Genomic DNA, 13,162 nt, shown 5'->3' on the forward strand with positions numbered 1-13,162 from the left:
AATGCTTGTGTAATCGATGCGCACGCCGAGCAGAACGTCGGGACGGGTCGCGGAGAAATGGTGTCCGAGCAAGACGGCCTATATTGCCAGCGGCTCGCGAAATAGGTCGGTTAGAAGAGGATCGAATTTCAAAAGCTGGTCTTCAAACTTGCGCCAACCATGTTTTTGAACAAAGTCTGCCTCATTCCTGGCGATCGGAACTAGCCACGCTATTACCGTCTGAAACGATCCGCCCGAGTAGGTCGCGAAAGCGTCAGGAAAATACACAGGAGATGCGGTGTAAAACGCCTCCATCGGTGAGTTTTTTACTAGCGGGCCAAGCGGGCCCACTACCTCGCCTCGAAGCAACGCGTGCTTGCTTCGAGCGACTGTGCTGACGACGTACTCAAGCACCGACAGTAACGAAACGTCCGCACTCCCAACATTTAGAGTGAGGATCAACTCTTCGTGAATTTCTTTACCAGACACGGATGAGTGCAAAGGCGTGTGGGATAGCCCCAGAGTGGCGAAGCTAGTCTGGCCATTCGACAACTCATATTTGGTAATTTGAACCGGTGCCTCGAGCGTAGGAATGTCAGTTTTCCAACCCCCGACCATCGTTCCGAGGTACTGCTCAAAATGATTCACGAGAGTGATCACTGGCCGCCAAATCTCGAATCATTGTTTCCCGCTGACCGGTTGCATTGCGGACATTCGAGCATAACGCCTTCGTTATAGTCGTCGATCACAGCGCTTCGAACAATGTCAGGCTCGAAGGTTCGGTTAGTCCAAGAGGGATTATGGGACATATCCCAGTCACGCGCGATCCCCGATTTTGGCGCTACATTAACCGTCGTGCCGCAGGATGGGCAAAACTTGCCACCCTGGGGGGCGTCAACCGCTTGGTCCCATGCGCCCTGAACCGTTTGGTCACGCCAACTCGATCGGGAGGCAAGCTGACCTCTCGCGTTCGTGCCGCTGATACTTTCGGGGTGGTCGAGAATCCACTCTTCCGCATGAGTTGCGGCGCCGTCAGAGAAAACTTCGAGCGAACCGGGTTTCGTTGGCCTGCCGAGGTGAAGATTGAACCCGGCTCAGGTCACCTCGCAGGGCAAAGTTCTGCTCGCTGCCCTGGCTCCGGATGCCCTGCGGCGCACCCTCGCCGAACCCAGTTCATCACGCGTCGTCATCGCTGCCCGCGACCCCGCCGACCTGGCGCGCGAGCTCGATGAGGTTCGCGCCCGCGGCTGGGCTCTCGCCGACGAAGAACTGGCGCCCGGCGTCAGGTCGATCGCCGCCCCCGTCTCTGACAGCACCGGAACCGTACCCGCCGCCGTCAACGTCACCGTGCACGCCGCCGAGACCCCCACCGCCCTGCTCCTCGAGCGCCACCTGCCCGAGCTGCTCGCAACAGCTGCCGCCATCTCCGCAGACTGGAGCCGGCTGGATGCCCACCCCTACGTCGAGGTGCTTGAGCGATAGCCGTTCAAACCTGGCTCGTCTGAAGCACGGTTGGTTCGATCGCGACCCGCACCGGAGCGGCAGAAAGCCTCGGGCGATTCACCGTCCGCCGCGCACATAACTACTCGAGCAACTCATTCGTCGTGTCAGGGAATCGGAAGTCCCTGTCTACGTCAACGTCACCGGTCGAGCCGAGATTGAATATCTCGACCCCTCGCTTCGATACATACGATGGCCGGCCGCGCAGAACGAGCAATCCGGTGTCGGTCGCATCGATCCAGTTCTCGACGAACGGATGATCGTCGGTCGCTGTCTCTTGAGCGTCGAGACTGTCCGTCGACTCATATCGCCACCAGCTACCGGCATCCCCGGCGACTTCCAACGCTTCCGGCTGGCTTAAGGTTTCGAAACCTCCGACGCGGTCTCGCCGGCGGATAACTATCAGAGAATTGCCGATGAGCTTGGCTGTTGCTAATTGGACAGATGGCACATATTTAAATTTGCGGTTCCAGTAGGGCCCATCCTCTGTCGGTCCTGTGACAGCATTCAGAACATCTACGAACGTGACGTCATCTGCAGACTCTCGCAGAATGATCTGCTCGATTAGGCCGAGACTGCCCCAGTGCGGTGTGGAAGTTTTATCCATCCGATCCCCCCTTCTGCTGCTCCGCTATCTCTCGTGCAGTTTTTCCCCTGTCACCTCTCCGTGCAGCCGACCCAAGCGAACCGGCAGGTCTACTTCCAGGGCTACCAGGTCTCCCTACCGACAACGTACGCCGACCGCACGTTCTATCGGACGATCACCGACGACGCGTTCTTGCTCACCGACCCCGTCACCGCTGAGATCGTGTTCTCATTCCCGCTGCCGATGGTCGCGCTGAATGTCCGAGGTCGATACGTCGCCTCGTACTCCATCCAGGGCGTCGACGTGACCCACCCGACGAAGCCCTGGACACTCAAGAAAGCGGAATATCAGACCCAATTCGCCCAACGCCAGATTGACCTCCCCGCAGTTCGCGGTCAGGCAGCACGGTAGCTGTGCACGAAGCCATGAGACCCAGCGTCCACGAAGCAATGAGATTCACTGTCCACGAAGTCACGAGATAACACACCAACTACATAGACCCCCAGTACCAAGAACGGCTACCCGCCACCCTACGACTGTTGGTGTCGGAATGAATGCGCGCCGAACAGTGTGACTGGAGGTTGATTTCCGGGATCTTTCCTCTAACCGTCACTTCTTTCGCCGCGTCGCCGATCATCAAGAACTACTAGGAGTAGGCCCACTGGTTTACTGTCGATCTCCATGACGGGGGGCCGATGCTTCCACGAAATAAAGTCGTTTGAATTCATCCATGCTGGGGGGTCCAGGTGAACGTCTAGCTCTGGCTACTTCGCGAGGATTTCTTCCTTTGAGCGAGCACGGATACCACCCCAAAGACCGCCCATGCCGTAATCGTAACCAACAAGGATCAGGTGCTTAGCGTCGGAATTCATTCGCCGAAACTCACGAATCCGAGTCCCCGAACGGTCGATCGGGCCTTGGGTAGCTCAGCGGACCATGACCAGTGGGGTATCGATAGCCTGAAATGATTCGCAAGTAACTCGTATGACGTCTCCTGACTGCATCTCGACCTGAAGCTGCTTCTCATTTGGTGAGTCCGTTACAGCAATTGAATTTATCGATACGCTGCGACCCCAAGGATATTCAACGGGAACAGCTAATGCTTTGACATTTTTTGCAAGTATCGATAGATGCAAATTCCCTGACTTTGCGGTTATCACTACTGTCCTCGTCGCCCAGGTTAGGACGATATCAATAAGGGTCGAATCGTGAAAATCGTCGAGCATCTATTTTCCAATCGGTAGGTGTGCGTCTGGGGAATCCGCGTTCACGGGGTTGCCGTCGATGTCCAGACGCTGGCCGTTGGGGTCATTCACGTGCGCGTGGCCGCCATCAGAAGAATTGGGATGCGACAACACTCGTTGTTCTCCCGTAATTGGATCAATATACGCTCCCTTACCATTCATCGGATCAGGGCCTCGGGCGAGCAGACCGGACTCCCTCGCGATCGCGTCGATTTCCGCGGGCGAGCGATCAGCGATCCGTGCGGGTTCGATTAGAGGGCTTGTTCCGCTCGCGTCGGCCGCGACGCTGACATCCGCCTCCAAGCCTGTCAGTCCGCCCACAGTGCCGGGTCCATCCGGGGTGGATTCGGCGGCGACAATTCCCAATTGGATGAAGATCGTCGCAACAAACGCATCTACCGCATTTTGCTGGTAGATCGAACACACCATCAACCCTTCCGCTTCACATTGTGAGTCGGTTTGGTTATCCCCTGCTGGATTATTAGCGAGCGACGGACTTGATGCGAAGACGGGTGCATTGCGGAATTGGACCACTGCACGAAAAGAGGACCCGTTCTTTGACTTGCTACCCGCGCTACCACCCGCAGCCGAGGGAGCTGGGTCGGCACGCCCAGCCGCGCTACCACCACTTGCGTCAGAGTTCGCCCAATTCACGTTAGTTCCGTGGGCGCCCACATGGTCTGCGGAATTGTCTCCTCCGTTCTGATCGGTGTTGCCCTGCCAGTCGTTATCGTTCTCTCCAACGGGTCTGAGGCCGGTGGGGTCGGCGAGGGTGACGGGACTGTTATGGGAGTAGTCGTACCCGTTGTTTTGTTGCGGCTGGAATGGCGAGAGCACCGAGTCGACGGTGAGGAATTTGCCGATCGTGGGGTCGTACGCGCGGGCCCCGACCTGGGTGAGCCCCGTCAACGATGAGGTGGGGTCATCGAGATAACGGTTCTGCGACGACCACGTAACGGCGGCGCCGCGGTTGTTACCGTACGGGTCCTGATACCGGTGGGTGCTCGTGCCGGTAGTGGCATCGGTTTCGAGGTCAGGGGTACCGTCTATATCGTTACCGAGCCAGAACAGGGCGCTGGTCGATGATCCTGCAGCACTGGTGCGTTCCGCGACAGGGGTACCGTTCAGCGAGTACGTACGCACCACCGACTGGGCTGCCGCGCCGGCCGCGACCCGGATCTGAGTGTCACCGAGATACAGGGTCGCACCGCTCGCGGGATCCTTTTGAAGCAGCAACGTACCCGACGCGTCGTACACATCAGTCAGTACCGATGACCCGACAGTGTCAGTCGCAACCTTCCCCGTGGGCGTGTACGTCAGCGCCTGGCCAGGCCGGGCGGTTGTGTCACCCCCAGCATCGTAACCGTAGACACTGTTCGTAGTCGTACCCGTAGTAGTGGCTGAAACCTTTGACACGGCATGTGGATGCGCCGCACCTGCGACAGGGTACGTGAACGCCTTGGCGGTGTCTGCGCCGGTACCGGAAGTTGCGTGATCGACGGCCGCGGTACGGTTCCCCGTAGCCGGATCAACCACGTAACTCTTCCAAAACGGCGCCGCACCCCCGACAGTAGTGCTCGTCGGGGCCGCAGCGCACGAAGCGCTCGTTGGCGTCCAGACAGCGGTGAGGTTCTGCAGATAATCGTACGTATAGCACTGAGTGTCGGATGCAGTGCCCGTGGTTTTGTCGGAGGTGACGTTCCCGGCGTTGTCATGGCTGTACACGCGCTGGGACTGCATCGCGTCGATGCCACCGGTGACGGTGTCGTCTGCGATGTTCGCGATCGCGCCGGTTGCGGGGTCATACCCGTATCCGGTGTATGCCGTGGTGGTGCCGTGTTTTTCGTATTGGGAGACTTGGCCAAGGGCGGTGTATGAGGTGAGACCGTAGGAGGTCAGGCCCCATGTGCCGAGGAGGTTGCCGAGACTGTCGTAGCTGTATTGAAGCGCTTCGTCGGTGATGCCACCGGCCGCGGGGTAGTCCTTTTCAGCGAGGGCGCCGTCTGGGTAGTAGTACATGTTGGTGCTGTACGTGGTGCCAGAGAATGCGGGCGCTCCGGTGGGGATGCTGATGGTTTCACCAGCGGGATCGCTGAGGCCGTCGTAGCCAGTGATGGTATCGGTGTACGCGAGGCCGGGGTGTCCGGCGGTAGAGCCGGTGTAGCTGGCCGAGCTTGCGAGTTGGCCTTTTCCTCCGGCGGCGGTGTCGTAGGTCCAGGAGGCTAGCTCGAGTCCTGTTGCGTCAGCAGCGTTTTGGTATTGCGCTATTTTGCGGTTGAGAGCGTCGTATGAGTACGCGAGAGTGATTCCCCGGCTGTCGGTCGTTGTCAGCGGGTAACCGGCGAGGGTGTAGGTGCTGTTCGTGGTGCCGGTGTCGGGGTCGACGGCTTGAGTTTGATGACCGAGAACATCGAATGTCCAGCCCCAGGCATTGGCGGCGGGGTCGGTCATCGAGGTCATGTTTCCACGGACGTCGTATCCGTAGCTGGTCGTCTCGGTAGTGCCGCTGATGGTGGGGGCGAGGTACTGCACGAGTTTTGTTTTCTCGCCGAGGGTGTTGGTGTATGTGCTAGTCGGGGTGCCTCCGGCGGGAGGTATGGTGTCGGTTCTGTCTGCTCCGGGGTAACTGACGCTGGTTCGGTACCGCTCAGTGAGGTTCTGGTTCAGCACAGTGGATGTTGCGCGGCCGGCACCGTCGTAGTTGGTGAGCACTTCAGAGGCGATGTTCTGCTCGCTGTAGCCCACGAACAACGAAGCGGACATGGTTGTCGTCGTTTCGTAGTACGGGTTGTTCGTCATGTAGACGCGGCCGGCGGGGTCATAGGCCGTGTCGGTGATGAGGGTTCCGCCGTAGGTCGCGGCTTGGGTTTGGATTTGTCGGCCGAGCCCGTCGTAGAGGGTGAATTGTTCTACGTTTTGTCCGGCTTTGATGGTTGTTGTCGAGACGGCGTTCGGTGAGCTTTGGGAGAGGGTGTACCCGTAACCAATGGACGGCGAGCCGGGGTTATCGGATTGCGACCAATTCGGCAGCCATACTTTGGTGCGATGCCCGAGGGGGTCGTAGACGGCAGTGGTGAGGTTTCCGTTCTGGTCGGTCGCGCTGGTTTCTGCGCCTCGAGACGGGTCGAGCGTTTCGGTGTTCGTCCAGCCGAGCGGGTTTGTTGTCACGACTGTGGTCAGCGCACCCGACCCGGCCGTTGCGGTTGCCGGGGTGTACGCCGTGGTGGTGGTGTGGCTCATGATGTCGGTCGTTGATGTGGCCCTGCCGAGTGTGTCGTAGGCCGCTTTCCCAGATTGGGTCCAAACGGCGGTAGCTGCCGTCGATCCGGCATACGAAGACACGACCTGCGTCGTCGTTGCGTCACCCTTCGCTGGAGCTACCGCCCAGGCGAGAGAGTCGTAGACGGTTCGGGTGTCGGAGATTGCGGCGGCCGGGTAGACGGCGGCGGCAACGTTGGCACAAGCAGTACCGATCTTGGCGGTTTCGTCGGGCAGACCGACCAGCCAGGCGGCGGTGTTCGCGGGTGTGTAGCTGGTCGTCGTGCAGGTGCTTCCTGCATCAGAGGTGGCAGTGTTGACCGCTACCGGCAGGCCGTAAGTGCTGTCGTAGCTTGTTGTTGTGTCGGTGGTGCGGTTGCCTCCGGTCGAGACGGGTTGGCTGAGCACGGATTCCTGCTGGCCCGTCATCCGAGCAGTGTTTGTGTTGTCGTTTGCAGTTACACCGCCGGCCCAGGGTGTATTGACGGTGTCGGAGATGGCGGCGCCGCCGACGCCGTTCAGGACTTTCACCTCGCGGGCACTGCCGGCGAACCATCTCGAATCTGCGAGGGTGCTGCTGCCGGTGACTTTCGCCGTCTTGGTTCCGCCGGATGCGGCAGCTCGGTCGCCGTCCATGCCTTGATAGAAGGTGTAGTCGGTTGCCGTGTTGCCGTTCCTAATTTCGACAGCGTTGTAGCCGGCGTACTGCGACCACGTTTTCTGAGCGTCGGGAGTGAGCGGTGACGTGTCGTATCGCCATGCCGGGGTTCCGGTGTAGACGTAGTCGGTTTCCTGTGGGCGATCATTGCCGCCACCGGTCTTCGGGTTGGAGATGACCGAGGTGACAACGTATTTGTGAAAAAGGTCCTCGGTTGTCGCGGCGGCGGGCACGACTTGAGGTGTCCACCATTGGGGGAAGCACCGACTGGTATTTGTCTGCGGCGATGCCTCGATGGCGGCCGCGCCAGAGGGGGTGCATTGCTGGGCCGAGTAGTTCACAGAAATGACGGCCCCAGCCGATGTCTGAATCGAGGCGATACGCCATTTGTCCAGAGGCGCGAGGCCATTGATCACCCACACCCGGTTCTGCATGGTTGTGCCGGCGAACGTGGTGGTGGGTTCTGCGAGTGAGGTTGCTCCGTCGTAACCGGTGTGGGCGACCTGGGTCAGCCAGAGAGCTGCATTGGTGAGATCGCCGGGGTCAGGGAAAGAGTGTCCGAGTGTCCACACGTCGACGTTCGTATAAGCACCTGATTTCAGGGCGCTGGTGGTGACGGTATTGAGCATTCCGGTGGTCCAGAATGTCGGCGAGAGAAGGTTCGGGCAGGTGGCGCCGTTGCAGAACTGGTCAAACGGTACGTCTGGATACGAGGTGGGGTGCGCCGCCGCGACGGCGGGCGATGTGATGGTCTCGGTTGTGCAGTTCGCATGCGTCGAGTCGGAACAGCGGCCGTACTGGTCGTATCCGTAGGCAACTTTGTCTGAAGCGGCGTTCGCTGCGTAGATCGTTGCTGACGTCATACCGTAGTCGATGTGGTCCAGCTGCCCACCACGTATGTAGGAGGTAGCGGCAGAACCGTTTTGGGCGTACTTGTTGGTCTCGGCGGCGTAGTAAAGCGCTTCGGCGTTACTGTGCACGTCGACGACGTAGTCGAGGTTCCACCGCCATGCCTGATTACAGGAGGAGGCGGCGAAGGTGGAGGCATGGCACGGTTCTCCGGCGTCATTGCCGAACACCGGAACGGTCCACGCAGAATTCGTTGTTGCTTTGCCGCTGGCCCAGCCGGGGAGCTGGTTCAGGCCGAAGAAGTACTGTGTGCCATCACGGGTGGTGAGTCGCCAGCAGTCGGTGTCGTACGTTCCGTTGGCGGCACAGCCCTGGCCGGTACCGACGAGGTGGTCGATGCGGGAACCGTCATCGGATTGGAGTTTCCACACCCCGGTAGAGGCATCTTTCACGAGTTGCCCAGTGTGTCCACCGAGCGAAAGTGTCGCGTTGTCGGTTTTCCAGCACAGGTCACCCGAGGTCGCGACAGCACCTGACGCACCGTTGTCTTGGGAACAGGAGACGTACGTGCGTTCGATGAACCCGCTGCCGCCAATCGACCAGCCGTCCCCGACCGCAGAAGGCTGGTTGTTGCTAGAACCGGTCTCACCGTCAACAGACTGCGAGTCGTATGTCAGGCCGATGCTCGGTGCGGGCCCGGCCGCTGCCGGTGGAACGGTCATGGGGTAAGACCAGGAGAAATCACCTGTCTGAGCCGACACATCCCACGACGACGCAGGCTTCAGCGATGTCGCCGAGAACGACCCTGTCCCGCTCGATGACACCGGGGCGGACATCGGGGTGAGCATCACAGCGGTCGAAGAAATCCGAGGGGTGAGAATGATCGCATTGTGATCGGTGTCGGGTGTTGCCGCGACGGCAGTTTCTGCATTCTGATCCCCGGGGGTCGCTCCGTCTGGGAGCTGCACCCATCGAGTTCGGGAAGCGAAGTCAGCTCCATACAATCCGGCCAGGACGCTGTTCGGGATGCGCACACCGACAGGTGCCGCGCCAGCGGCGTTGTCCGCGCGCACCAGTTTCAGCACCAAACCAGTGAGACCGTGTTTTGCTGCCGTGTTTTGGTCGAGCACGGTGGCTGTGACTGATTGCACGGAAGGCGTCAACGAATCGGTGACGGCTCTGGCGGTCGCCGACGTCGGCGCCACGGCTGCAGGCGCCGCAGGGGCGATGCTCAGCCCAGTCGATCCCAGCGGCGACCAGTCCCCGTTCGTCACTGCGGGCGTACCGCCGCCAGCTGCACGGGATGCGAGAAGCGTGGCAGAGGCCTTTGCCGGGGTCGAGACAGTGTAAGAGCCAGCGCTTGGCAGGGCAGACGCCGAGATGGGGGCGTTCGCCGATGACGAGGGCGGCTCAGCGGCGCTCAATGCGGGGGCGGAAGCGCCGGGCACCGCGATACCGATGAAGGGAGCCGGATGGGCAAACGCTTCTGCCGAAAGGGCACCGACCCCGGTCATCGTCACGGCCACCACCGCGATCGAGACCCCCAGCGCAGTCGGTCGCATGAACGGGCGTGTGCGGTGTGACATGGTGGTGCCTTTTCCTGGTCGAGGGTAACGGGTCACGGAAGCGGGTTCAGCCCGGCGAGTGAAGCCAGTTGGAAGCCGTCGAGCACACCTTGGAACGCCACCGGATTCGAGATTTCGCCATCCCATTGGTTGCCCGTGCTGCCGTCGGACACAGCCGACCCGACGACCAACGGCGAGGTTGCAGAGATTTCACTGGATGGAGGCACATGGCTGACGACAGACGTACTGTCTGCCGGAGTCGGACTAGCGCTGGTCAGCACCCTTACCTCCTGGTTGGTTGCATCCCAGATGCCCGTCACCATCGTCCAAGTGTTCGCAAGCGCGGGAGCTGTCACGGAGGCACAGTCCACAATGTCGATACCGGATTGCGTTCGCACACAGAAGCGCCAGTGCCCGCCGTTTGCTTTTTGGAGGTAGAACGCGGAGTTCGCGTTCGTTCCAGAACCGGATTCGCTCATCGCCGTGTAATTGCCACCGGCTAGGTTCGCGGCATCCAATTTCACCCACGCAGATACGGTGAAACTCTTCGTAGTGTCGATCGCCTGTGCCGGGGCCAATACTGCGGGGGATCCTGACGTGTTCGCGGTGACCGTCGGCGCTATGCCAGCCAGATAGCCCAGCACGATGCCGGTACCGAATCCCAGGCAGCCAACATCAGGGGCATCAAAGTGATGCCCGTTCGATGCAATGGAGCACTGGTAGAGCGGCAACGCTGGAACCCCAGCAGGAACAGCGGCAGAAGTGGGCCAGAAATACCCCATACTCACCCCGGTGACGCCGGTTCCTTCGCACGTCGACGACGTCGACGTCATATCGCCCGTAGACAACGGGCAGGAATAAAATTCCTGCATCCCCGTCACCGCTGCCGCCGAGGCCGCTAGGGGAACGTATTGTCCGAGCGCGACTTCGAAAGTGTAACCAGCCGGCGCGAACCCGTCAGAGAACGCAGCATCGTCAACACCGTTGTAGTACCTCGCCAATTCGAGATACCCGGGCAAGGTCATCACGTGCCGTGCAAGCCCAGTCATCACGATGTGATCGGTCGACGTGACGTTTGTTCCGGCACCTATTTTCAGAACCTTCTGCGCAAAGAGAGACGTTCCTGTGGTGGTGTTCTTGTCTGCTACCGCTCCCACGATTGGCGTCGCGGTATTCATGGGCCACTGGTGGCCCTTTGCCGCGACAACGTTTCCCGCGTTCGGGTTCGAGGCCGACACGGCCGTGTCGGCATTCGCCAAGATCGTTTGACCCGCCGAGGATGTGGAGGCATTGCCTGCCAGATCGAAAGTAGCGACCCATAACGTCGACGTGTCAGCTCGCGGAGCGACAGTGATGAGTGGAGAAGTGCTGGACGAATCAGCACACGCGAAGCGGACACCCCCGACGGGGGCCCTTGTGCAGGTTGGGGCATTTCCCAGGGCTGGAAGCGGTGGGGTTGTGGCGGTCGAGGTATCGTTCGTCCACCAATAGGCAAACGTCGCGATGTGATCCGTTGGAGAGGATGTGAACTTGACGGTCATTGGCTGCCCGACCGTGTACGGTCCTGCAGAAACATCGCTGATCACCGGCACGGCGGGCGGGCTGTCAAGCGCATCGAAATAGCAGGGAGAGCTTGCCGGTCCCCAGTCGATGCCATCCTCGGATTGCGCATACCACGCATACCGGCCGGTGGGCAGGGTAACTGGCAGCTGCACGGACTGTGGAGCGCTTTGCGCTTGTGCAGGTGAGCCGTCGTACGGCCAACCCAGTGGGGCGAAAGTGTTCGCGCCCGTGTCGGTGTTCTTCAGGTAGAACGCGGTTCCGAGGTTCTGCTGATCCGGATCTGACACGTTTGCCTGCAAAACAATCGACTGGTTCCCATTCAGGTACGCCGGATTGTTAGGGTCGTTGCTGCACCCCCTAGGAGGGCTCGTGATCGACAATCCAGTCGGCGCATTCGGGTAGGAGTTGTAGGTGACGGTGAGCGAAGCTGCTGTGCCGAAATGCTTTCGTGTGCCCGGGTCGGACTCGTTCGCGGCGCGCAGACCGAGCTGGACATTCGGCCATCCCCCACTAGCCGCGCTGATCGCGGTCGGGAGGGCGTTGAATCCCACGTTTCCCGGAGCCGCGCACGAACTGCCGTCGTTTGTGGACTGAGTGTCCAACAGCGCGTCCCACGCGTTGGGCTCGCCGTTCCATGTGAACCCCGGCGCGTCGGCCCCGTTTCCGTATTGCCAGGCCTGGATCGCTGTGGAGGTGCAGACGTTCGACCAATAAACCGCGGTGTTGAATGCCGCGGCGAGAATATGTTTGCCAGAAAGAGGCGTGGTGTCGAACTGCCAGAACGCATGAGAGAGATAGTTCACGGGCGAGGGGCCGCCGTAACCGACGGCCTTTATGCCGCCAGAGTTTGCATTGCCGTTCAGGTACACCGTGTCAGGGAAGGCGCGGTCTGTGAACCAGTACGCCTGCGCCCCGGTGCCCCAATCTGGATCGACGTACAGCGGGTAGGTGATCTTCTGGGTATCTATGACGGCGCCGACATTCAGAGTCACATCGCTGCCGGTCGCCGCTTGGCTGACCGGGTGCGCTTCTTCCGCGCCGACGGGTCCATCGGGGCCAGAGTCCTTCACATTCGAGTCCCACCACACGGGGGCCGATGAGACCGTGTCCGAGTTGTCGGCCGCAGCAGAGGCGGTCTGTGGCTGGGCACCGTTCGGGGTTGCCGACAGTGTGTTGCCGGCACTCGGCGTGACCGTCGCGCCTTCGAGGCTGAGTTTCACCTGGTCAAGCTTCGGGTTCGCCGCCGCGTCGGGGGTCTTCACCACGAGCACCTCTGCCATACCCGCTGGAGTCGAACTCAACCGTAGGTCAACTCCGGGCAAGACGTTCGAATATAGGGCGTCATTGTCGGTCACAGTCGGTATCGGCAACGCCCCGTAGGGCCACTTCTCCGTCAACCACGCACCTGGGGTGACTTCCACCTTCGCCAGAAGATCGGTACCGCCCTCTGAAAACTGCACAGGGGAAGCGGCAGCTACTGGCGTCAACATTTTGTCTGGACCGTATGTGAGAGACGAATCGATGGGCACCCAACCGGCGTCCGTCTTTACACGAACCGGGAGCGTACTGGATTCAAGAGAAAACGACCCATTGGGCTCGACGGACACTTGTGAGGTGTCCGTCGTTTGCGAATCATCAGCAACCGGATGGTTGTACTTTCGTGCGATGGCTGCCGCAGCGATCGGGTCAGCGGCACGGTCACTATCTGGCCCGGTCGGCGTCACGGCGGCGGCAGTCGGAGTCGGTTCAGGTGTCTCCGTGGCGGGTTGCACGGTTGCGCTTACCGGGTTATCGGTCGGTAGAACCGTCGGCATGGCAGAGGCCATGCCAGCCACGCTCAGAGTCAGTGCGCCAATGATGGCAATGGAAGCAGTGGTCATGAAAACCGAACGACGAAAGCGCAACAGCACGTCCCCGACTGGCCGAAGTCAAACTTGGCCCCTAGATTTGGCGCCCCCAG

7 protein-coding genes are annotated in these 13,162 nt (G+C 60.5%); 2 read left to right on the plus strand and 5 right to left on the minus strand.

The window, feature by feature from the left end; genetic code table 11:
• Positions 1-78 precede the first annotated feature (78 nt).
• The gene (locus QN358_RS02435) at positions 79-639 is read right to left on the minus strand and encodes a suppressor of fused domain protein (protein ID WP_136641395.1); all 561 of its coding nucleotides are present in this window, start codon (positions 637-639) and stop codon (positions 79-81) included.
• The gene (locus tag QN358_RS18810) at positions 636-983 is read right to left on the minus strand and encodes a GH-E family nuclease (protein ID WP_136641471.1); all 348 of its coding nucleotides are present in this window, start codon (positions 981-983) and stop codon (positions 636-638) included. The genes QN358_RS02435 and QN358_RS18810 overlap by 4 nt, the downstream gene beginning before the upstream one ends.
• Positions 984-1,062: 79 nt before the next feature.
• Here QN358_RS18810 and QN358_RS02440 point away from each other — a divergent pair, with 79 nt between their 5' ends.
• Complete coding sequence (locus QN358_RS02440; protein ID WP_136641394.1) at positions 1,063-1,461, plus strand: IclR family transcriptional regulator domain-containing protein; 399 nt, start codon at positions 1,063-1,065, stop codon at positions 1,459-1,461.
• A gap of 100 nt (positions 1,462-1,561) precedes the next feature.
• Here QN358_RS02440 and QN358_RS02445 read toward each other — a convergent pair whose 3' ends face one another.
• Positions 1,562-2,086, minus strand: a complete 525-nt coding sequence (locus tag QN358_RS02445) for a hypothetical protein (RefSeq protein WP_323511489.1) — start codon at positions 2,084-2,086, stop codon at positions 1,562-1,564.
• 60 nt (positions 2,087-2,146) lie between these two features.
• Here QN358_RS02445 and QN358_RS02450 point away from each other — a divergent pair, with 60 nt between their 5' ends.
• Positions 2,147-2,476 (plus strand): hypothetical protein, encoded by a 330-nt coding sequence (locus tag QN358_RS02450; protein WP_136641392.1) that lies wholly within the window; start codon positions 2,147-2,149, stop codon positions 2,474-2,476.
• A gap of 815 nt (positions 2,477-3,291) precedes the next feature.
• Here the strand turns inward: QN358_RS02450 and QN358_RS02455 are convergent.
• Positions 3,292-9,660 carry an RHS repeat protein gene (locus tag QN358_RS02455; RefSeq protein ID WP_161580367.1) on the minus strand — a complete coding sequence of 2,123 codons (6,369 nt, stop codon included), beginning with the start codon at positions 9,658-9,660 and terminating at the stop codon, positions 3,292-3,294.
• 32 nt (positions 9,661-9,692) lie between these two features.
• Complete coding sequence (locus QN358_RS02460) at positions 9,693-13,082, minus strand: LamG domain-containing protein (RefSeq protein ID WP_136641390.1); 3,390 nt, start codon at positions 13,080-13,082, stop codon at positions 9,693-9,695.
• Between the last annotated feature and the right edge of the window lie 80 nt (positions 13,083-13,162).

The sequence above is a fragment of the Subtercola sp. RTI3 genome, from assembly GCF_035018625.1.
Classification (GTDB): Bacteria; Actinomycetota; Actinomycetes; order Actinomycetales; family Microbacteriaceae; genus Subtercola; species Subtercola vilae.